The organism is Erwinia amylovora (assembly GCF_017161565.1).
In the GTDB taxonomy this organism is placed as follows: Bacteria; Pseudomonadota; Gammaproteobacteria; order Enterobacterales; family Enterobacteriaceae; genus Erwinia; species Erwinia amylovora.
Genome location: NZ_CP066796.1, coordinates 1814615 through 1836044 on the forward strand (window position 1 = coordinate 1814615; position 21430 = coordinate 1836044).

Consider the following 21430-nt stretch of genomic DNA (forward strand, 5'->3'; position numbering starts at 1 on the left):
AGAGTAAAAATGAGGATAACACCGTTAGTCCTGGCCATCGGTATGGCACTGACCACCAGCGTTCAAGTCGCACAGGCGGCAGAATCAAAACAGGAGAGCCGCCAGATGCAGTTGAATCCCTTCAGTCAGGCCAGTTCACTGCCGTTCCAGGCTCCGCCATTCGACAAGATAAAAAACGCCGATTACCGCCCGGCGCTTGTCGCGGCCATCGCTGATAAACGCGCTGAAATTGAACGTATAGCCAATAATCCGGCCCCGCCGGACTTCGCCAACACTTACCAGGCACTGGAGCAAAGCGGTCAGAAGCTACAGCGTGTGAGCAATGTTTTCAGCGCGATGACGGCCAGTAACACCAGCGATGAGCTGCAGGCGCTGGACGAAGAGATGTCGCCGATACTGGCGGCGCTGGATGACGATATGATGCTCAACGGCAAACTCTTTGCCCGGCTGGATGCAGTCTATCAGCAACGTCAGCAGCTAAAACTGGACGCCGAGTCGCTGCGTCTGGTAGAGGTCACCTGGCAAGCGTTCGGGCTGGCCGGCGCGCGACTCAATGACGCAGATAAGAAACAACTGAAAGCGCTCAACCAGGAGTCCGCAACGCTGAGCACCCGCTTCAGCAATCGCTTACTGGCGGCGACCAAAGCCGGCGGCGCGCTGTTCAACAACCCGCAGCAGCTGGCCGGGCTAAGTCAGGAGGAACTGGCCGCAGCCGCAGACGCGGCCCAGGCCAGGGGACTGAAAAACCAGTGGTTGCTGACGTTGCAGAACACCACGCAACAGCCCGATTTGCAGGCGTTAAGCGATCGCGCAGCGCGCAAGAAGCTGTATGACGCCAGCTGGACGCGCGCAGAGAAATCAGACGGCAACGATACGCGTGAGGTGATTTTGCGCCTCGCGCAGGTGCGGTCGCAGCAGGCCAAATTGCTGGGCTTTGACAGCTATGCGGCCTGGAAACTGCAGGATCAGATGGCAAAAACGCCACAGGCGGCGCTGGAATTTATGCGCAAAATTGTTCCGGCTGCCACAGCACGCGCTCAGCGTGAAGGGGCCGATATCCAGGCGGTGATTGATCGGCAGAAAGGCGGTTTTGCCGTTGCCCCGTGGGACTGGCAGTTTTATGCCGAACAGGTACGGCGTGCGCAATATAATCTCGATGAATCAGAGATTAAACCCTATTTCGAGTTGAACAGCGTGCTGGAGAACGGCGTTTTTTATGCCGCGACGCGGCTGTACGGCATCACCTTTAAACCGCGGCCCGATCTGCCGGTATATCAGCCGGACGTCAAGGTCTATGAGGTGTTTGATAAAGACGGCACTCCGCTGGCGCTGTTCTACGCTGACTGGTTTAAGCGCGACAACAAAGGCGGCGGGGCGTGGATGGGCAACTTCGTTGACCAGTCTGCGCTGCTGAACACTAAGCCGGTCATTTATAACGTCGCCAACTTCAGCAAACCCGCGGCCGGCCAGCCTGCACTGCTGTCCTGGGATGATGTCATCACAATGTTCCACGAGTTCGGTCATGCGCTGAACGGGATGTTCGCCGACCAGCGCTACCCGAGGCTGTCCGGTACTGCCACCCCGCGTGACTTTGTTGAATTCCCGTCACAGTTTAACGAGCACTGGGCCAGTGACCCGCAAGTGTTCAGCCACTTTGCCCGTCATTATCAGACTGGAGAGCAGATGCCCACTGCGCTGCGGGACAAAATGTTGCGCGCCAGCAAATTCAACAAAGGTTACGAGATGAGCGAACTGCTGGCCGCCGCATTGCTCGATCAGCACTGGCATGCCCTCAGTGCCGGGCAGCCTTTACCACAGGTCGATAACTTCGAACAGGCTGCGTTGCAGCAGGAGAAGATCAGTCTGCCAGCGGTACCGCCGCGCTATCGAACCAGCTACTTCCAGCATATCTGGGGCAGCGGCTATGCTGCCAGTTATTACGCTTATCTGTGGACGCAGATGCTCGCCGATGACGGTTTTGCCTGGTTTGATGAGCATGGGGGCTTGACGCGTGAGAACGGTCAGCTTTTCCGTGACAAAGTGCTGTCACGCGGTAACAGCGAAGATCTCAAACAGCTTTATCGCGACTGGCGCGGTCGCGACGCGGAGATCGATTCCATGTTGTCTGACCGGGGACTTGAGTAAGCCTGATGGTGCCAGGCTAAGTTACAGCCCCTGAGAAGGGGCTGTAACCATTCAGGGCAGCGGGCCGCCCTGAATGGTTTCACACATCCCGCCGATAATGCGATCTCCACTTTCCTGCTTCAGCCCGGCGTACCATTCGGCGGTCAGCGCCGCATTTTTAGCATGGGTAACATCACAGCGTTTGCGTGCTTTCAGCACCAGTTCCTTAACCCGGCCGGCGCGTGCAGACTGATAACGCCGTAGAGCATCCTCAATGCCCAGCGAATTGCTTTGCAACGCCATCGCCAGCACTATCGCATCCTCCATTGCCGCGCAGCCGCCCTGGCCAATATCCGGCGTGGTACTGTGGGCGGCATCGCCCAGTAATGCTATGCGGCCCTTTACCAGCGTGGAAAAAGGCTCAATATCGTGAATTTCCACGCGGTTGGTGATGTTCGGATCCAGCTGCGCAATCAGCCGTTGCACCGGGGTGGCCCAGCCAGCAAAGTAGCGGCTTAAATCGGCACGGATCGAGCTGCGATCTTCTGCCAGGCCTTTCGGCAGCGGAACGTCAAAGAAGAAATAGAAGCGATTACCGGACACCGGCATCAGCGACACGCGTTTTCCTTCGCCAACGAAGGTTGTCCATTGATTAGCCGGAGCCAGCAACGGGTCGATCTCAATCAGTCCGTTCCAGTTGACGTAGCCGGCATAGCGGCGTTCAGGAGAAAAGCCCAGCACCGCTGTGCGTACCACCGAGTGCGTGCCGTCACAGGCGATCAGCAGATCGCCGTGAGCCTGACTGCCATCAGTGAAGAAAGCCGTTACACCGTCACTGTTTTGCTCCACGCGGCTGACCCGCTTGCCGAACTGCACTCGATGACGGCCAAAGGTGTCCAGCAGCATTGCCTGCAGTTCGGCTCGTGCCACCGGGTAGGGGCGCTCGCCAGAACGCTGCACTAAAGGATCGAGACTGAATTGCGTCAGAGAGTCTGCACTGCGGAAATCTTTGTAGGCCATGTAGTCCATCGGGCCGCCAATAGCGCGCAGCGCCTCTTTCATTCCAAGATAATTAAGGCATTTAACCCCGTTTGGCCAGATGGAGATGGCGGCACCCACCGGTTTGATCTCTTTAACCGCCTCAAATACCTCGCTCTCTATGCCACAACGACGCAGGGCAATCGCCGTGCACATTCCGCCGATGCCGGCACCGATAATCATTGCTTTCATCTGCTTCTCCTGTACGACCCAGGGTGAGAGAAGCAATTTTCATACCACTTAGTGGTTAGCGAAAAGTCCCGCTGCTGGCGGCCGGAGAAGGGCAACGAAACGAAAATTTCGTCAAAGGGGGCACCATATCAGGGATTTGCCTCGTTTTGGCGCATTGAAGATGAAACTTTTGATCGCGGCAAAAAAATCAGACTGACATAAATGGGTATTTTTGCCACAGTTAAGCTGTACCCATCAGGAGAATCAATTATGACCGTTATTGCCTGCCTGCATGCAGCCGAAAGCAACATTGACCTCTACGAGCAGTCGCTCCGGGCGCTGGATGAAGACGATATCCAGTTATTGCACCGTGTAGAGAGCGATCTGTTTGCGCAGACGCAGACGGAAAGCGCGGTAACGCCGGCGATCGTCGCCGCCACGCGCCAGGCAATAGAGGCGCTGTGCCAGCAGGCGGATGCGGTGATTGTTACCTGTACCACTTTAGGGATCGCCGTATGGCAGGCTGAATTCAATAAACCGGTACTGCGTATTGATACAACGCTGGCCAGGGTTGCCGCACGTTATCACGGCAATATCCTGGTACTTTGTACCGCCCGGTCAACGCTCGAATCCACCAGCCGGCTGTTTCGTGCCTTTATTCCCGGTGAACGGCTGTACGTTGAGTTAATCCCCCGCGCCTGGGCATGGTTTAACCGGGGCGATATAGCGGGCTATCACCGTGAGATAGCCCGCTATATTCTGCAGCGCCCCGAGGGCATGCTGGGCTGCATTGTGCTGGCACAGGCATCGATGAGCGGAGCGGAGAAATGCATCAACAGCACGCTGGCGGTTCTGAGCGGCCCACAGGTCAGCCTTCGCGCCGCGATTGAAGCGCTTCGATAATTCTGTCGGGGTGGAAATAAGCAGATTGAGTGGCAAAAATGGTTATGCCTGTTCTATAAAGAAGTTATCTGTTTGTATTCGGGGTGCGAAATGTTTGATTTAACGCTGGCCATTCTGTTGTTCCTTGCCGCTTTAAGCTATTTCAGCCACAACGTCACGGTCACCATCGCTCTGTTGGTGCTGGTCGTTATCCGCATGACGCCGTTACAGCACACCTTCCCCTGGATTGAAAAGCAGGGCGTAACGGTAGGGATCATCATCCTCACCGTTGGCGTCATGGCTCCCATTGCCAGTGGAACACTGCCATCATCGACGTTAATGCACTCTTTCCTGCACTGGAAATCGCTGCTGGCGATAGCCGTGGGGATGTTTGTTTCCTGGCTCGGCGGGCGCGGAATCACGTTGATGAGCAGCCAGCCAACGGTAGTGGGTGGTCTGCTGATTGGTACGATTATCGGCGTGTCGCTGTTCAGGGGCGTACCGGTAGGCCCGCTGATCGCTGCCGGCCTGCTATCACTGATGCTCGGGAAAGGCTAGCGAACTATGGTAATCTGTCCCCCTGATATACCAGTAACTGAGAAACCGTGTGAGCAGCAAACAGGATAAACGTCAAAAACGCGCCAAAGCGAAAGCGAAGCAGGTTAATAAAGCCCGCGCCCACGGGCGTCAACTGGATGCCATCGGCCGCCAGAACTATGTTGCCACGCCAGAGATGCAGGCGCTGTTCGCAACGCTGCCGGAACTTGATGAAAGCGGGGAGATGCCGTTTGTCGGGGCAATTTACCACTGGTCAGCGTCAGAGTATCAATTTGACGGCACGCAGCAGGAAGGTGAGCAGCTTCAGGTCGCTGCGCTGTGCGTGATGTACATCCACTGGAAGACCAGCGGTGGGGCAACCACACTGGTACAGAATGAGCTGATCGAGGCTGCGCTGGGACTGGTTGAGAAAAACGATGCCTTTAAGCAGCGTTATCAGCAGGCGCAAGCCGAAGCGGAAAGCACAGGGGCGTAGCGCAACAGATAGCGGCATAAGCCCTCTCACGCCAGAAAATGGGACGGAGCAAACCGTCCCTTGTGCTGTCAACCCGGGTATATCCCACGATCCTGGCGGGCCATCAGAATGCGTTCGCAGGCCACGATATAGGCGGCAGTGCGCAGACTGCAGCTTTTCTCGCGCGCCTTATCCCAGACGTGAATCATCGCCTCGGTCATTATTTTATCCATGCGCTCGTTAATCTCGTCTTCGCTCCAGAAGAAGCTGGCCATATCCTGTACCCATTCGAAGTAGCTAACGGTGACGCCACCCGCATTACAGATCACGTCGGGGACGACAATGACGCCGCGTGAGGTGAGCACGTCGTCAGCTTCAGGGAAGGTAGGGCCGTTAGCCCCTTCCAACACCAGACGGCAGTGCAGCTTTTCCGCGCGCTGCGGAGTAATCTGGCCTTCCAGCGCCGCCGGGATCAGAATGTCCATTTCTACAGCCCAGAACGCCTGGTGATCAATCTCACGCGCGCCGCTGAAACCAGCAATCTTCTTATGGGCGCTCTGCCATTCACCCAATGCAACCAGATCGATGCCGTTAGGGTTGAACAGCGTGGCGCTGTGATCCTGAATGGCAATCACCCGCGCTCCGGCAGCACAAAACAGGCGAGCCGCTTCGCTGCCGACGTTACCGAAGCCTTGTACCGCGACCGTCGCGCCTTCAATCTCAATCCCGTTGCGGCGTGCCACTTCCCGGCCGGTAATGAATACGCCGCGCCCGGTCGCCTTTTCACGCCCCAATGAACCGCCGAGGTGTATCGGCTTGCCGGTAACCACGCCGGTGACAGTGGTGCCGTGGTTCATCGAGTAGGTATCCATCATCCATGCCATCACTTTGGCATTGGTACCAACGTCCGGTGCAGGGATATCTTTTTGCGGGCCGATAATCAGGCCAATTTCGCTGGTATAGCGGCGCGTCAGGCGCTCAAGTTCACCTTCAGACAGGCTGAAAGGGTCGACGCGAATACCGCCTTTCGCTCCGCCGTAGGGCAGATTAACTGCCGCACATTTGATCGTCATCCACGCAGAAAGCGCCATCACTTCATTGAGATCGACGTTGGGGTGGTAGCGAACACCTCCTTTTCCCGGGCCTCGCGACAAATTGTGCTGAACACGGAAACCTTCAAAGTGACGAATGGAGCCATCGTCCATTTGCAGTGGGATATCAACAATGAGCGCACGTTTAGGATGACGCAGGGTATCAATCCAACGTGATAAATCTCCAAGATGTGGTGCAACGCGATCGATCTGTTGCAGATAGGTTGACCAAGCCGTTTTGCTGCCATCAGAAACGTAAGAAAGCTTTTCCATTACAAACCTTTATTCAGTTAGCGCCTGTCCGTTGGCGAGAGGTGGCCTGACGGGTGGCGCTTAGTTATAAATACTGTTTTGCCGTCGATGGCTCAGCGCATTTCACTGAGTTGCAGCTAATTTAACATCAAAAAAAAGTTTCCATCTTTTTAAATGATTGTGAAAATCTTAGATTTTAAGAGGTTGTCAGCACGATCAACTGCATAACAAACGGTTTTTATAGTGGATATAGGGTAAACAGAAGGATGCCTGGTGGATAATTATGCAGTAATATTGCATAAGTTGCTGTGTCTTATAATTTCCTGAAATTTGAATCCGATCATACTTTACAGCCAGGCGCCTGACTGCCGACACTGAACGGCATCGCACTACTTAATCAGGAAGAATGGCCAAAGCCAGATCCGTTGTAACGTTAAGCATTATTTTCCACTGGATGCCGAAAAAAGTGGCTGGAAAGCGATTAGCGCATTTCCGTACTTTGCCTGAACCGGCATAAGCGGTATTCTAGCGGCCGTATTGAGTCACTAAGTTCATGAAAAAAGTTTCATCATTGAGGTCGACATGATTATTAAACCACGCATCCGTGGCTTCATCTGTGTTACTGCCCATCCGGCGGGTTGTAAAGCTAACGTAGAAAAACAGATTGACTACGTCACCGCTCAGGGCGCGATTACCTCCGGCCCGAAAAAAGTGCTGGTGATTGGTGCCTCTACGGGTTACGGACTGGCTGCCCGTATCTCTGCCGCATTTGGTTGCGCTTCAGATACGCTGGGCGTGTTCTTCGAGCGCCCGGGCGAAGCGAACAAGCCGGCCACCGCTGGCTGGTATAATTCTGCTGCATTTGAAGAGCTGGCAACGGCGAAAGGGCTGTATGCGAAAAGTATCAACGGCGACGCTTATTCCGATGCGGTTAAGCAGAAGACTATTGAACTGATCAAACAGGATCTCGGCCAGGTTGACCTGGTCGTTTACAGCCTGGCTGCCCCGCGCCGCACCCATCCGAAAACCGGAGAGGTGTTCAACTCCGCGCTGAAGCCGATTGGCAAGTCGCTGACCACGCGCGGTCTGAATACTGATAAAGAAACCATTACTGACGTCTCGCTGGAACCCGCTTCACAGGAAGAGATCGACGGCACCGTAGCGGTAATGGGCGGTGAAGACTGGCAGATGTGGATTGACGCATTACTGGAAGCCGGCGTGCTGGCAGAAGGGGCCAAGACCACCGCTTTCACCTATCTGGGTGAGAAGATAACGCACGATATATACTGGAACGGCTCAATCGGTGAAGCGAAAAAGGATCTGGATAAGCGCGTTCTGGCCATTCGAAACACCCTGGCCGCACACGGCAACGGCGACGCCCGCGTTTCGGTGCTGAAAGCGGTCGTCACTCAGGCAAGCTCGGCGATCCCGGTAATGCCACTCTATCTTTCCCTTTTGTTCAAGGTAATGAAAGAGAAAGGTACCCACGAGGGCTGTATTGAGCAGGTGTACGGTTTGTTCAAAGACAGCCTGTACAACGCCGCGCCGATTATTGATGAAACCGGTCGCCTGCGTGCGGACTACAAAGAATTACAGCCAGAAGTTCAGGAAGAAGTGTCTGCATTGTGGCCGACCGTGAGCAATGAGAACCTGAATCAGCTGACCGACTTTGTTGGTTATAAAACCGAGTTTATGCATCTGTTTGGCTTCGGTCTGGAAGGCGTGGACTATGAAGCGGATGTGGATCCGGATGTGAAAATCAAAAATCTGGTGCAGATGTAATTTTCTGCCAAATATGCAGGGGCGGCCGTTGGCTGCCCCTTTTTTATATGCGAAGCAGACTAAAAAAATGACCAACAGCCCAACAGCCCTGTCTGATATATAATGGCTGGGTGTACGTGAAGCGATCTCGCGGATCCTGATTCCTAATCTACGCGATAACCCGTGACTAACATATTCATTAGCTCAACACATTGTATAGCATTGCTTTACAGGTGAGTCATTTTCTCTGCCTGGCGGCTGTGATGATTATTGTTTACGAGCTGATTTTAAATAGCCATTCGGCACCATCAACTGATGATTGATTCTGTTGTGAGTTCGATAGAACAAGTCAATTTTCTGCCTCTCATCATTGTAGTATGCCATTATTGCGAGGATGAAACGGCGTGGTTATCACATACCAGTCGCAAAGCATTGCGATGAATTTTCATTTTTTTTCTTGAAACCTTGCACTGTATTTTGTTCCTGTGAACGCGGAGATGAAGTTGTAAACGGCTGCGTATGTTTAAGCGCTGGCCGATGAATATAAATGACACATACCCAAAATTTTAAATAACAGGAGTCTGCTATGAGTAAATTTATTATTGGTGGCTGGAGTCAGTCGCTGGCTCATGAACCCCTTCGGGGATTTGATATAATGATGTATGGCATGGTCACTAACCTGCAGGGGTTAACAACGGGTTCGTCCACTAACCCCGGCTGGAGCCCGGAAAAGAGTCATAAACCGGCTGGCAGCCCCGACTTCAACGGAAAAACTCTTTGGGTATATGGTGGAGGCGGATGTTCGCCGGCAGGCAAACCTGCAAATATGGAGGAAGTTTCGAGGATAGTTGAAGCCACATTGAATATGGCCTGGGATGGTGTGGATTTTGACGATGAATGCAACATGAACATCAACCTGGTTATAGAAGCTATGGCACAACTTAAAAAATGCCAGAAAGAGACCAGCTTTGGTTTTATTTCTGGTTATTCCTACAATCATCCTCAAACAAATTCAGGTGCTGTTTTAAATAACAAAATTAAGAGCCTGGTGCAGTCAGGACAATGCGATCGTTTAATACATTACTGCTATGCTGCTGCCATGTGGAGCAAGCAAGATATCATCGCTAATGTCATTCCCGCATTAGACAGAACGATGTCACACGGTGCTGGAAATAAGCAGTGCATACTTGCTTTAACCAGCCGGGGACTGACTGACTGGAGCTTAAATTATTTTATCGACCAGGTGCTGGATTTTGCTTTGGGCGGATTATTCATCTGGAACTATGAGAAGTTAACAGCCGATCATTATCAAATAATCAAAGACAGATTATCGAAATAGCCTTTCGGGCCTGTTTTAACTGGTCTTACACAGGTGAGGATAATGCCTTCACATGGTCAGGCAGAAGACCGCCCGGAGGGTCACTGCCTGATTTTCTTAACTGCTTCGAACCCCTGGCGCTCTTCCCGTCGCTGACGGCGGTCACGCGGCATATCGGGCTGGGGAACAGTTCGCCAGGCATCCATGTTGAATGAATACTTCTCTGAGTGTAAATTTATGCAGGTCTTTGTTGATAATGATTATCATTTGTATATGATAGCGCACGCCAGTCGATTATTTGTCCCGCGAAATGATGAGGGGACCGTCTAATGCCGTTATGGAAGCTATGCCTGAGCCTATACTCATAAACCATTCAGGTGTTTACCATGTTCAATTTTTTTTTATACCCTCAGGGTATTTTTCACAGCACACTGATGATGGGGGCGCTGTTTAGCGCCGCCATTACCACCACCAGCACCGCTGCACCACAGAGCGATATGCTGGCGGAAAACCGCTCCGGCCAGCAACAGAAATTGTCAGCCACGCCAGAGGATGATGCGCTAATGACCGTGCTTTCCCCCCCGGTTAAAAAGGGGCCGGAAGCAAGGTCAGTATTAACGCCGCGGATATGCAGCAACGCGGTGCTAATGACTTTGGTTCCATCATGCGCTATCAGCCGCTGATCGGTGCGGTGGGCAGCAGCAGTGGTTCAGGTAGCGGAAAAAGCGGTTTTGACCGCGCGGGCTACGCCGGTTACAACATCCGTGGCCTGGAAAGTAACCGTGTGGCACTTAGCGTTGATGGCATCCCACAGCCGGATGCCACTGGCCGGGGCTATGGCAGCCGTTCAGGAGTGAATACCGTTGGCATCGGGCGCGATTATATCGACCCGTATCTTTATGGCCGGGTAGATATTGAAGCCGGAGCGACGGCGACATCACGCGCTAATACCGCGATGGGCGGTTCGGTCTCCTTCCTGCCAAAATCGGCAGACGATTATCTGCTGCAGGATAAACAAAGCTACTTTGGCTATCAGAGCGACTACGACTCTGCTAACCGTAGTTGGCATAATGGCATCACCGCAGCCGCCGGGGACGGGGATGTGCGCGGCCTGATTGCATACAGCCGCCGCGATGGGCAACAAACGCGTAATAACAGCGCCGTGCTGGATGCCTATCCCGCTAACTGGCATTCGGATGCCGTGCTCACTTCAGCGATCTGGCAGCCTGATGAACAGCATAAGCTGGCCGCTACCGTCGATGTCTACAGCAAAGTGAATCATAGCCGCTATGCAAGCTGGACTGACCGATTCAAAGAGCCGCTGGGTGAAGCTCACCAGCAAAGCAATACGCGGCGCTGGGGAATAAGCCTGAAGGATGAATGGATGCCAGACAATGACTGGATCGACAGTCTGAACAACAAAATCTATTTCCAGCAAACCGAAGCGCATGATAATACGTTAACTCCGCAGGAATTGCCGTCAACGGGCTATTCGCGCACCTATTCCGACTACAACGTCAAAACCTGGGGCTATAAAGCTCAGCTGGTGAAAACAGAGGGCCGCCATGCGATTTTGGCGGGAGTCAACGCCCAGCTTTCGGACAGTGAACGGCCGTTCAGCCAGTCGCCCATGCAGACGGTAACGAAACCGCAGGCCGACAGCCGTACCCTGACGCTGGGGGCTTTTTTACAGGACAGTATACAGTATGACGTTGCTGGCCACGGTTTGGCCGTGGTGCCGGGAATACGCGTGGCGCATCAGGAAACAAAGCCGCAAAACCTGGCGAATATGGCTACCGGTACCGACGTCCTGACGCCCGATGATGCGCAAAAGCTGTACGGAAAAGCCAGCAGTGACAGCCAGCTGCTGCCATCCCTCAGTTTCAATTACGATCTAACTCCCGGATTGATGACATACCTGCAATACAGGCGTGGGGCGCAGTTCCCCAATGCCAGCCAACTTTATGGTTCCTGGAACCTGGGCAGTAACTATATTCCGGGAGCGCAATATGCGTTAATCGGTAATACCGGCCTGAGTACTGAAACCAGCAATAACATGGAGTGGGGGATAAAAGGACAGGTAAATGAAGCGGTAACTATCAACGCCTCACTGTTTTACAACACCTACAAAAACTTTATTGCTTACACCCGTTATGGCCGGGTCAGCCATCCGGACAAGTTTGTCAATGTCCCTTCAAATATTGCGACGATTTATCAGGCGGAAAATCGAGATAATGCGTATATCCGGGGCGGGGAAATCAGCACTAAAATTCACTACGGTATCTGGTCAGATGAGTTGAGTGGTCTGAACAGCACCTTTGCACTTGGCTACAGTCAGGGTAAATCTAAGTCCAGTTACAGTGGCGACAAATATGTGGGCCTTGACAGTGTTGCGCCGATGAAAGCCATTCTCGCAATGGGTTGGGATGACCCGGCACAGCGTTACGGGGCTGCGCTAACCGCGACCTTTGTCAAAGGTAAACAGGCAGAAACCACCAACCGTGAAGCCTGGCTGAATAACGGCAGCGAACTGACCGATTCCGTCAGCGAATATACGCGCGTGCCGGGCTACGGGGTGGTGGATCTCAGTGCCTGGATGAAAGTCAGCAAGCAGGTTAAGTTGAATGGCGGGATCTATAACCTGACCGATCGCAAATACTGGGATTACCTGAGCAGCCGCACTCTTAGCGGGCAGACAGCGCGCAATATGAATGACCGCGCCTTAGCCGTTATGCCGGGGCGTAACTTCCAGCTGGGCGTGAATGTTGAATTCTGACGCCTGAAATCGCCTTTTTACCAGGCCGCGCAATGCGCGGCTTTTTTTATGCCGATCAATCCGCGTGACGATCGATGTGCCCCAGGTCGCGCTGCGGGAAACAGACGGCGCGCACGCGGCGCTTGATCTCGGCAGCATCCGGGAAGCCATTATCATTTTTACGGTCCCAGATGACCTGCTGGTTGACGCTGATTTTGTAAACCCCACCCGTAGTGGGAATGAGCGTAACCGCGCCGAGGTCAGTGCTGAATGTGTGCAGTAACTCCTGGGCCAACCAGCTGGCGCGCAGCATCCAGTTACACTGGGAGCAATAATGTATGGTAACTAATGGCAGAGTAGTCAATATGTTAACCTCACAGGGGAAAATAACTGTTTGCAACACCCGGCAGCGTCTTACGCCTGTCAGTTTAACAAGCCAGCACCAACGTTAATCGACAGGCCGAGAATGGCCAGATTAAAAATAAACGACAGCACCGCCTGCAGGGTAGTAACTCGCCTGATGGTGGTATTTCCGGTAGCCACATCGGCTGTCTGTGACGCTACCGCAAGGGTAAATGAGTAATAAATAAAGTCCCAATAGCCTGGATCGTGCAGTTTATCGGGGAACAGTAAGGCCTTATGTGACTCAGTCTTGCTCAGATAAAACATATGCGCATAATGCATGGCAAATGCCGTGGGGAGTAACGACCAGGATACCACCAACGTTGTAACGGTGAGTACAATATGCCGTACCTGGGCCGCATCTTTAAGATGTTTCACTTCGCCAAGTTCAAACAGGATTGCCAGAATACTGACCAGACAGGCAACACAGACTAAAGCCAGCACTGTTCCGGCGCTTTCATCCTGTACACGAGCAATACGGGCAATATCTTTTGCCGGCGTACGGAGCATCAGCCACCAAAGTGACAGCAGATATAGCCAGGCCAGCACATTCCAGCCTATTAACAGCCGCTGGGCCAACGACTGGCTGGCAGGAATAAGGAAAAAACTGACCACAGACAGCAAAAAGGCAACCAGCAGGCGAGGGCGCGCCTGGTAGAGATGCCTGAGTGGGGGCCAGAAAGACATTAATGCATTACCTCACAGGGAGAGACGGGTTAGCTGCGCCAGCCATAAACATTCTTACCGCACAGGCGGTCATTTCCTGTACGCGTTTCACGCTCAGCGGCGGTGCCATTCGCTGATAAATGCGTTCTTCGATTTCTGCCGTCAATAAAGCCAGAAATTGCAGTGCGCGGATGCGCGAATCGCCGAAACGCAGTACGCCGTTATCCATTGCAGACGAAAACAGTCGCGCCAGCTTTTCCACGCTCTCGCGCGGACCAGATTCATAAAACAGCATGCCCATTTCAGAATGTCCGGCTTCGGCAACCACCATACGGTAGACCGCCAGAGCGGTATTATCGGTGGTCATAACATTGAGCATTTGCTCACCAAAGTGTTGCAGCTTCTCCGCAAGATTCACATTTTTGCTTAACGGTATATCCAGCGCGCTGGCGGCGTCGGTCAGATGCCGGGTAGCGTAGGTACGGATCACCGCGCTGAACAGCTCCTCCTTCGAAGGAAAATAGTTATATAACGTGCCCTTGGAACCGCCAAGGCGTTTTGCCAGCTCGTTCATTGAGGCACGTTCGTAACCCATCTCCTGAAACAGCTGTGCGGCAGCTTCGATAATCGCCTCACGGCGCTCTTCAGTGCGAACTTTCATCGGCTTTCTCAAGAAAAATAAAACTGAGTGTACATTCTATTGACAGAAAAATCCCGCCAGGGCATAAATAAACCGTACAGTACGGTACATTTATGGGATTTTACTATGTTGAACCAGATCGGACCTTTTCGCGTAAGCATTATTCTGCTGTCGCTGGCTTTAGCCGGATGTGCAGGAACGCAACTACCTCGCTATGCAGGATTATCTTCCGCTGAACAGCTGCAGCCAAATCTTGGCGATGATGCTTATCGCCAACCATGGCGCACCAGCAGCCCGATTGAATGGAATAAGTACCGCGAGGTTACTTTAGACCCGGTGATTATTTACAGCGGAGCAGATAATCAGTTCGGCGATCTCAGTCAGTCAGAACGAAATGAACTGGCCGACTACCTGTACCAGCGCAACGCAGAGGTGCTGAAAACGCGCTTCGACTTCGCACAGCCACCGTCCGCGAATGGGTTACGCATAAAGCTTACGTTGACGGGAGCTGAAACGACCACCCCCGTCATTGGTACTTTTACCAAATTTGACCTGGCGGGGGTCCATATAACATCGTGCAGGCGGTGCGCGGACGGGAAGGATTAATGAATGGCTGGGTCAGCTATGCGGTGGAAATATATCAGGCTGATAATAATCGATTGTTAAAAGCCTATATCACCAAACAATATCCCAATGCAATGAACGTTAGCGCCAGCATAGGTTCGATCGGCGCCGCCAAGGCAGGCATTGATAAGGGTGCCGATGAGTTATTGTCTGAAATGAAATAACCTCCTTCCGACGCCGGAATACAGGCGGACTAAAGCCGCCTGATACTGACATTATCCTGAGCAGTTAAGAACACCTCTTTTACATGTCAGTGGCGCTTTTGAAATTAGTCTCAATGACGCGCTTTGCCAGATCTCCAATCTGATAAAAGTCCGAAGCAACCACCCCCCCAAAACTCTTCCGTTTCCTGATGTAATTTGCCAGCTCAGGATTTTTATCACGCGCATATGATTTCGTCGATGTAAAATCATCTGCAGCAATACTGGTAAAATTGATTGTCATCCAACCTTCTCTGGATTTATATTCTGAAAAATCCCATGCATCTTTGATAGCACACCATTTTGCTGATTCATTGCGCTCATTGTATTTGTCCTGTACATGTAACTTAATCGATCCCGTTACGGTATTGAATGTTGAATTGTTGACCCAATAAATACTTTGTCCAACTGCGCCGCCCTTAAACCGTTTTAACAAAACTATCTTTCCTCTGACTTCTGCCAGTTTAGGGAAGCGACTTTCTACAAACCATTTTTCTGGATTATAATACTTTTCTTCAAAGGTTTCAGCAAAGCTACGTGAACAGCGCTCTTCTGTATGTTCACTTTTTATGGACATAAATATAAACTCACTGGGGTTTTCCTCTAGGAATTTGTAGCAGTCACTGAGGATTGTGCCAAAATTAACATGTAAGTAGAACTTATCATGATGCATGGTAAACGAATTTGAAATATGGCGGCAGCGCGCGTCAATGAACCTGACGCCATCAAGAAGCTGTTCCCCAACCGATTCATACTGGGTTTTAGCCCAGGCACCGATCACTGCATTTTTTCCGATGGTGTAGGTAGCAGCGTTATGTGTTCCCGGTACAGACAGTTGGTTGATTGGATGGCTGTCGTTGATAAAACTAAGCCAGTTTTTTGTGGACAAATATCCTCTAAACTTCCAGTGTCTGGTCTCTTCACGATGAGCAGGCAAAGGCAACTTATCAACTGATGGATTCGCTCGGTGTTTTAAAGAGTAGAAATAGTTCCTTTCAGGAATATAATAAATATCTCCTTCTACGCCATCATCACCATATGATTTAGCATCCATGAAAGTTCCGGCTTTCCAGCCCATAAAGTCCCAGTAGCTATTCGATTCACCATTAAATGGAAAATACCACTTGTTTCTGGATGGATCCCCATTCATTTTTAGCCGCATATACCCATATTCAGTGCCGTGATAGATGCAGCCTGATGTTCCATATTCCGACCACGTCTTTGGCTGTTCACGCGTTCCGGTTTGCTTACCGCCAAAAAGGAAGTTTTTATTATCTTCGGCTCCTGGTGGATAATGCCATTTGTTTTTATATGGGTTACCTTCTTTTTTGAAAACATAGAAGAGAGAATTGGCGGGATTATAGTAGATATCACCTTTTACGCCTGAATCCGCCCATCTTTTCGGATTCGTGAAGGTTCCTTTATTATACATTGTAACGCCTCTTTTTATTAGATAGTGCAAGTGAGAATTGAGTTTATAAATTTAATTTATTGCCGGTCAATGAATAATTAACCGTTAGGGGGTTTTATTTTTCAATCCCGTTATATTTATCGCTTATATAAAAACTAAGCGGGTCATGATAATAAAATGCAATTCGAACCTGTTGTATAAGCGACGAAACATCCGACAAGTTTCTTCTAACTTATCAAGTTTATAAGACGGCTCCTCGCGGAATGATTGATAGCTCTTTTACAGATTGTAACTCTGCTGGGGTAAGTGAGATGAAGAGAAAAAGAACAGAGCAAAACCGATTGATTAAGGTCTCAGGATCAGCGGCGGCAACGAGCAGAATACTGAACCAGATGTCAGTGTTTTGGTGTTTATTGAAAGAAACAGTAGCCAGGGTTTAGTAAAACGGGAAGCCGTTTATCCGTCACTAAGGAAATAAACTATGCCTGGAAACATCTTACCAGCGAATCATTCTTACCACTTCGCTAACCCAAGCCCTCCTGACGCTTCAGCCGCTCACCAGGCGGATATCTGGTTCGATGCCCTTGAGTATCAAGACATCGAGCTGGAAAATGCCCCAGTTGTGCCGCTCAGGGAAGACTTTCGCCGCTGTATCAGCCAGCTGATTGCGATAACAGCGGATTTCAAACAAAGGGAACTGCTGTCAGCCTTACTCGCAAAGCTGCTTCCCGGGCTTCCCGTCGGTCTGCTGATAGCGGCCGATAGTTTGTATATCGCGATTGTTGAGAGAAGGCACACCGACATTGGCGTATTAAATGCACTGGGGCTGGCGTCCGTTTGTCTTCCCGATAAGATCAATCTGCTTCCCGGGCTGGCAGCATATGTGCGCGAAATCATCATCAGAAATACGGATGCCTCTTTGTTGTGGCTGCTACCGGGTGAAGAAGAAGGTGGCCTGCAGGGGGATCTGTGTACCGCACTGGCGCTGATGGCTGTTGCAGCCCGTTACTGGATAGCGGGAGACAGTGCGCCGCAGCGCGGTCTCCTGCGGGTGCCGGCTTTTATGGCTGGTTTCTTCGTACGTATCAGTTATTACTGGGCGGCGCTCGGCAATATCGCCCGTAGCGGCTTCAACGCCCAACAAGCCGTACAGCAACAATCTGCTTTCGTGATGGACAGTTACGTCGAAACGAAGTGGAAAGGCTGTGTGGATATCGGCCATGATGCGAGGTTATGCCCTGCAGCCTGTGCTGTAATCAGTCATTTTTCAGCCAATTCAACGCTGTTCCCCGCATCGTTGACCACAGCGACCGCAGAGAAATCACGTCCGTTGCAGAGCAGCTGGCCGGATGAAAGCCTTGCTGAAAGAGCCATCGCGCTGGCAGCGCTAAACCTGATGCGTGAGAATAAGCTAACCGCGTTAATAAATTGCGTTAATGCCAAAGCTGAAACCCACCAGGCATGGGACGATCGTCGTATCACCAGAAACTATCTCCGTATGCAATGTGATGCCGTGGCAAACCGGGCTGCAAATGTGCACACTCCGCGGCCCGTAGGGATTTCAGCTAAACCAGATTTTCAGTTAACAGCTGGCGAGAAGAAAGTGAACAGGTTACAGGGAATGGCTACCCTGGCGGCGGCTACACTGTTAACCAGCCAGCTGCATGCTAAAGGAGGTGTAGCCACTACGCTGGTCGCTATGGCGGGCATGGCCAGCGCCACAACTTCAGCCCCCGGCGTAACCACGCGGGTAAACGTACAGCCTTCTGACGACGTTATCGCGGATCCTGTTCACCGGCTAAACTCTGCCGGTGAGTTTAAGCGCATCGCTGATAATACCATCAGCCATCTTGAAAAAACCTATCACCCCGTATTGGATCCGCTTGAATATATTAACAGCATTATTCTTATTGCCATCCGGCAGTACGAAGAAAATATCGGCGCGTTAAGTGGTTTAACACCAAAAAGCAAAGTCAGGGTAATATTTCGTCTTAGGGATGTGGTAAATAGAAATATATCAACCCCTGTTTTCTCTAATGAAATAAAACTGTTTACCATCGCTGAAATCGTTACCGGCTTATATCATTATGAGACGCGCCACTTATCCGGCATGGGGTATGAAATTGACCTCGGAGAATATGGTGAGTTATTCCGCTTAATTGATGGTAACAGGCTGGCTGATAAAATGAGCCAGGCGTTATCTGATTATAAAAATGACATATCCCGTATTGCAAAACTGAAAATATACTATCAAAAAATGGTTATCTTGCGCGCTGTGCAATTTCTGCAACGGCATCCTGAACTGCCCGATGCGACTAAAGCAGTTGAGGCGTTTCTTGCCGGACAACGCCTGGCTGACGGGCTAACTTTTCATGGCGTAAATCTCAATGGCGTTTTCGCCATACCTTGTTGTGACGGTGCCAGAACCATATTGTTCAGCGTGGACAAGCCAGAAACTTTTATCCTGGATCTCGGCACGGCCACCAGACAAAGAGTTCCCATCACGCCGGACACTAAAGCATTTCGCGATTTTGTCCGGGCAAAAATGCCGTTCTATGCGGCAATAAAATACGCCGGGGATATCGCCTTTCACATCACTAACAGACGTACGGTTATTTTAAACGGCAGGATGCAACCGGTAACCGTCAGCGAAAGTGACTTCTCATTCACGCAAAGCAGCGGCATTAATGCTCTGGGTGACAGGTTGTTTGACCATCATATTAAGCGGATCAACTCTGATATCAACAGCCTGTTTTTTATTGATGAGGCACAGCGCAACGAAAAATGGTGTCAGGCTGCAAGAACCTTTTTAAACCCGGCCAGTCAGGGGTCGGGATCGATTGCCAAGGCATTAACAGTACCCGGCAGCATTGGTGAAGCACTGTCTTTGCTGAATAACCGGCTTTTACCGTCAGAGATGGCAGACAGCAGCATAGCGGAAAAGGCAGGCGAACGCGTTGACGGGATCGCAGCGCATTTTAAGGAAGCACTCTGTGTGATGGCATTGATATCAGATGATTCAGGCATAGCGGACAAGGGCAACAACAGGCTGATGGCAAAAGGCAGCGATACTCGCCTGAAACTTTATCGCCATATCACACGCCTGGCAGATAAAGAACTGGCTGCTTTTCTGCTTAACCGGCTTCCGGTCAAAGCGAGTTGCTCAGCATATCTCAATGCGGAACCTGTCAATAAATTGCCTTATCAAGTGTGTTTCGGTAAGAAAATAATCGATATTGAAGGCCGCTCTCATGAGTTATTTTATAACAGCAACCTGAAACGGTTTGAAGTCGATTGGTTTAATGAAAAAGCGATTTATCAACGCTTGCCGGTATATATGGAAAAGTTAAGTTATCGCTGGCACCCGGCAGTGGACGGAGGCGCGCCGCTATTCCCTGATCCAATGAATGAATTCATTAAAGAGCTTGCTATTTCCTGTGATCATACCCGCTATAAGTTTTCTGAAGTTAATAACCTCAATGCGGAATATTATGGTGATGGAAAAATAGTTGAAGTGAGGGCAGTGGGGGCTTCTCCTTACTCAAACAGTCTGTTTAGCGTAGTTGAATTGCATGGCCTTTTGGTTCCGGTGAAATTCGAGGTCATTAAAGGTCATGGCGTGAAGTATGATGTTCATAATGCAGTTTCAGGTATTTCATGGCCGTTAATCTGGGATGGAAAACGCTGGATATTTGAGCGTCCCACATCCGATCTCATTTCAGCCGGCCTGGCAGAAAAACTGACTGCTGATCTGTACTCTGATTTAAAATCAAGCCAGTTATCCACGCCGGATAAGATGGGCATACAATATAGTAACGATGGCCGAAAATTCCTTAAGTTTAAAAACAGCTATATTGAGATTGTTCCGGGTCAATCGGATTTACACTACACTATCAACGGAAATATAAAAATCAGCGTTCGAAATGGCAAATACCGTCTTTGTTAATGCTGTACGGATGGAGTGATTTCATCACAAGGCAGATGCTGATGTCTGCAACAGCCTCTGCTGTTGAACCTCATGCAGCTGCCGAAGGTCTTCAGCATCGTTAACATTCAGGGCGCAACAGTCGCGTGCAATATCAGAGTTTTTACCTGTGAATCTCACTCCGCAAGCATTATATTCTGCCTTAGTAACGGCAGATGTTTAGCTGTGCACAAAAGGCTAAGAGTCAGATGCTGACTCTGACATTCCATAACTAATGTGTGGTGAGATAAAAATGTTGTTAAAACGCAGTGGTACTATTGCAATTGTTCTGCTGATCACCTTCGCCGTGTCGGCTTGTGGCATGTCTCATCGCGGGAGAAACACGGCTATCGGCGCTGGTGTTGGCGCAGTGGGTGGGGCCGTACTGACGGGCGGTAGCACTTGGGGAACCCTCGGTGGTGCGGCGATTGGCGGCGTTGTCGGTCACCAGGTTAGCCGCTAATTCTGGCGGTGCCGCAGACAGTTGATCTGCTCTACGGCACCCATCTTCACTTACCACTGCGATTGACATACCATCCTGCTGCCCCCTTTTTTACAGCGATCGGGCTTTCATATGGAAATCATCATCAGAAGATACCAACCCGGCGACCTGGCAGCCGTTATTGCCGTTTTCCAACGGGCAGTCCGGCTGATTGCGGCACGGGATTACAGCCAGCAACAAACCGACGCCTGGAGCCAGGTTGAACGCACCGACTGGAAGCGGCGTTTGGACAACGGTGACGTGTGGGTAGCCTGCCACAACAATAAGGTGGTTGGTTTCACTCATCTGCAGGCGCATGGCCATCTTGACCTGTTATTCACCGATGCAGACTACCCGCGCTGCGGCGTGGCGACATTGCTGTTGAATACGCTCGAGCAGGCAGCCATTGCGAAAGGATTCAGTCAGGTTGATACTCAAGCCAGCATAACGGCCAGGCCCTTCTTTGCGCAACGAGGCTATCAGCTGGTGAAGCAGCAGAGCGTGGCGGTGCGTGGCCAGCATTTTATCAATTTTCACATGCGTAAACGGTTGGGCGAGAAGGGTGCATAAGCGGGATTAAAGCCGAAATGCTGACTCAACGTGGTGCTAAGGGTAGACATGATCACCTCGCCAGGGCG

15 protein-coding genes and 2 pseudogenes are annotated in these 21430 nt (G+C 51.2%); 11 read left to right on the plus strand and 6 right to left on the minus strand.

All coding sequences use genetic code 11. The features are described from left to right. Positions 1 to 9 precede the first annotated feature (9 nt). Positions 10 to 2145 carry a peptidyl-dipeptidase Dcp gene (gene dcp / locus JGC47_RS08470; protein ID WP_004157517.1) on the plus strand — a complete coding sequence of 712 codons (2136 nt, stop codon included), beginning with the start codon at positions 10 to 12 and terminating at the stop codon, positions 2143 to 2145. Positions 2146 to 2196: 51 nt separating this feature from the next. On the opposite strand, the gene hpxO is transcribed toward dcp, so the two are convergent. Further along, positions 2197 to 3354 (minus strand): FAD-dependent urate hydroxylase HpxO, encoded by a 1158-nt coding sequence (hpxO, locus tag JGC47_RS08475; protein WP_004157519.1) that lies wholly within the window; start codon positions 3352 to 3354, stop codon positions 2197 to 2199. A 249-nt stretch (positions 3355 to 3603) separates the two neighbouring features. On the opposite strand from hpxO, the gene JGC47_RS08480 reads away from it, so the two are divergent. From JGC47_RS08480 to JGC47_RS08490, 3 genes are all read left to right on the plus strand, one after another. Beyond that, complete coding sequence (locus JGC47_RS08480; protein ID WP_004157522.1) at positions 3604 to 4236, plus strand: aspartate/glutamate racemase family protein; 633 nt, start codon at positions 3604 to 3606, stop codon at positions 4234 to 4236. 90 nt (positions 4237 to 4326) lie between these two features. Continuing rightward, positions 4327 to 4773, plus strand: a complete 447-nt coding sequence (locus tag JGC47_RS08485) for a DUF441 domain-containing protein (RefSeq protein WP_004157523.1) — start codon at positions 4327 to 4329, stop codon at positions 4771 to 4773. A gap of 49 nt (positions 4774 to 4822) precedes the next feature. After that, positions 4823 to 5248 (plus strand): hypothetical protein, encoded by a 426-nt coding sequence (locus JGC47_RS08490; protein WP_004157524.1) that lies wholly within the window; start codon positions 4823 to 4825, stop codon positions 5246 to 5248. A gap of 68 nt (positions 5249 to 5316) precedes the next feature. Here JGC47_RS08490 and JGC47_RS08495 read toward each other — a convergent pair whose 3' ends face one another. Further along, complete coding sequence (locus tag JGC47_RS08495; protein ID WP_004157525.1) at positions 5317 to 6591, minus strand: Glu/Leu/Phe/Val family dehydrogenase; 1275 nt, start codon at positions 6589 to 6591, stop codon at positions 5317 to 5319. A gap of 561 nt (positions 6592 to 7152) precedes the next feature. On the opposite strand from JGC47_RS08495, the gene fabV reads away from it, so the two are divergent. The 3 genes and pseudogenes from fabV to JGC47_RS08515 all read left to right on the plus strand — a co-directional run bounded on the left by fabV (position 7153) and on the right by JGC47_RS08515 (position 12425). Next, positions 7153 to 8352, plus strand: a complete 1200-nt coding sequence (gene fabV, locus JGC47_RS08500) for an enoyl-ACP reductase FabV (protein ID WP_004157528.1) — start codon at positions 7153 to 7155, stop codon at positions 8350 to 8352. Positions 8353 to 8917: 565 nt separating this feature from the next. Beyond that, entirely contained in the window at positions 8918 to 9670 is a 753-nt protein-coding gene (locus JGC47_RS08505) for a hypothetical protein (protein ID WP_004157530.1), read from the plus strand. 365 nt (positions 9671 to 10035) lie between these two features. Continuing rightward, positions 10036 to 12425, plus strand: a pseudogene (locus tag JGC47_RS08515) (TonB-dependent receptor domain-containing protein). Between the two features lie 55 nt (positions 12426 to 12480). Here JGC47_RS08515 and JGC47_RS08520 read toward each other — a convergent pair. The 3 genes from JGC47_RS08520 to JGC47_RS08530 are packed head-to-tail and all read right to left on the minus strand — an operon-like array spanning position 12481 to position 14133. Continuing rightward, the gene (locus tag JGC47_RS08520) at positions 12481 to 12768 is read right to left on the minus strand and encodes an Rdx family protein (RefSeq protein ID WP_004157533.1); all 288 of its coding nucleotides are present in this window, start codon (positions 12766 to 12768) and stop codon (positions 12481 to 12483) included. A gap of 59 nt (positions 12769 to 12827) precedes the next feature. Continuing rightward, positions 12828 to 13493, minus strand: a complete 666-nt coding sequence (locus JGC47_RS08525) for a DUF1345 domain-containing protein (RefSeq protein ID WP_004157534.1) — start codon at positions 13491 to 13493, stop codon at positions 12828 to 12830. A 7-nt stretch (positions 13494 to 13500) separates the two neighbouring features. Further along, positions 13501 to 14133, minus strand: a complete 633-nt coding sequence (locus tag JGC47_RS08530) for a TetR/AcrR family transcriptional regulator (RefSeq protein ID WP_004157535.1) — start codon at positions 14131 to 14133, stop codon at positions 13501 to 13503. 105 nt (positions 14134 to 14238) lie between these two features. Between JGC47_RS08530 and JGC47_RS08535 the strand changes: the two are divergent. After that, positions 14239 to 14900, plus strand: a pseudogene (locus JGC47_RS08535) (DUF3313 domain-containing protein). A gap of 79 nt (positions 14901 to 14979) precedes the next feature. Here the strand turns inward: JGC47_RS08535 and JGC47_RS08540 are convergent. Then, positions 14980 to 16368 carry a phosphatidylinositol-specific phospholipase C gene (locus tag JGC47_RS08540; protein ID WP_004157537.1) on the minus strand — a complete coding sequence of 463 codons (1389 nt, stop codon included), beginning with the start codon at positions 16366 to 16368 and terminating at the stop codon, positions 14980 to 14982. 460 nt (positions 16369 to 16828) lie between these two features. Here JGC47_RS08540 and JGC47_RS08545 point away from each other — a divergent pair, with 460 nt between their 5' ends. From JGC47_RS08545 to JGC47_RS08555, 3 genes are all read left to right on the plus strand, one after another. Further along, the gene (locus JGC47_RS08545; RefSeq protein WP_004157538.1) at positions 16829 to 20293 is read left to right on the plus strand and encodes a hypothetical protein; all 3465 of its coding nucleotides are present in this window, start codon (positions 16829 to 16831) and stop codon (positions 20291 to 20293) included. Between the two features lie 271 nt (positions 20294 to 20564). Next, positions 20565 to 20774, plus strand: a complete 210-nt coding sequence (locus JGC47_RS08550) for a glycine zipper 2TM domain-containing protein (RefSeq protein ID WP_004157539.1) — start codon at positions 20565 to 20567, stop codon at positions 20772 to 20774. 111 nt (positions 20775 to 20885) lie between these two features. Beyond that, positions 20886 to 21362 (plus strand): GNAT family N-acetyltransferase, encoded by a 477-nt coding sequence (locus JGC47_RS08555; protein WP_004157540.1) that lies wholly within the window; start codon positions 20886 to 20888, stop codon positions 21360 to 21362. Positions 21363 to 21430: the final 68 nt, after the last annotated feature.

Coding starts and splice junctions, on each gene's coding strand:
- hpxO (WP_004157519.1), bottom strand. CDS start 3,354: ATGAAAGCAATGATTATCGGTGCCGGCATCGGCGGAATGTGCACGGCG.
- fabV (WP_004157528.1), top strand. CDS start 7,153: ATGATTATTAAACCACGCATCCGTGGCTTCATCTGTGTTACTGCCCAT.
- dcp (WP_004157517.1), top strand. CDS start 10: ATGAGGATAACACCGTTAGTCCTGGCCATCGGTATGGCACTGACCACC.
- JGC47_RS08480 (WP_004157522.1), top strand. CDS start 3,604: ATGACCGTTATTGCCTGCCTGCATGCAGCCGAAAGCAACATTGACCTC.
- JGC47_RS08530 (WP_004157535.1), bottom strand. CDS start 14,133: ATGAAAGTTCGCACTGAAGAGCGCCGTGAGGCGATTATCGAAGCTGCC.
- JGC47_RS08525 (WP_004157534.1), bottom strand. CDS start 13,493: ATGTCTTTCTGGCCCCCACTCAGGCATCTCTACCAGGCGCGCCCTCGC.
- JGC47_RS08550 (WP_004157539.1), top strand. CDS start 20,565: ATGTTGTTAAAACGCAGTGGTACTATTGCAATTGTTCTGCTGATCACC.
- JGC47_RS08505 (WP_004157530.1), top strand. CDS start 8,918: ATGAGTAAATTTATTATTGGTGGCTGGAGTCAGTCGCTGGCTCATGAA.
- JGC47_RS08555 (WP_004157540.1), top strand. CDS start 20,886: ATGGAAATCATCATCAGAAGATACCAACCCGGCGACCTGGCAGCCGTT.
- JGC47_RS08495 (WP_004157525.1), bottom strand. CDS start 6,591: ATGGAAAAGCTTTCTTACGTTTCTGATGGCAGCAAAACGGCTTGGTCA.
- JGC47_RS08540 (WP_004157537.1), bottom strand. CDS start 16,368: ATGTATAATAAAGGAACCTTCACGAATCCGAAAAGATGGGCGGATTCA.
- JGC47_RS08545 (WP_004157538.1), top strand. CDS start 16,829: ATGCCTGGAAACATCTTACCAGCGAATCATTCTTACCACTTCGCTAAC.
- JGC47_RS08485 (WP_004157523.1), top strand. CDS start 4,327: ATGTTTGATTTAACGCTGGCCATTCTGTTGTTCCTTGCCGCTTTAAGC.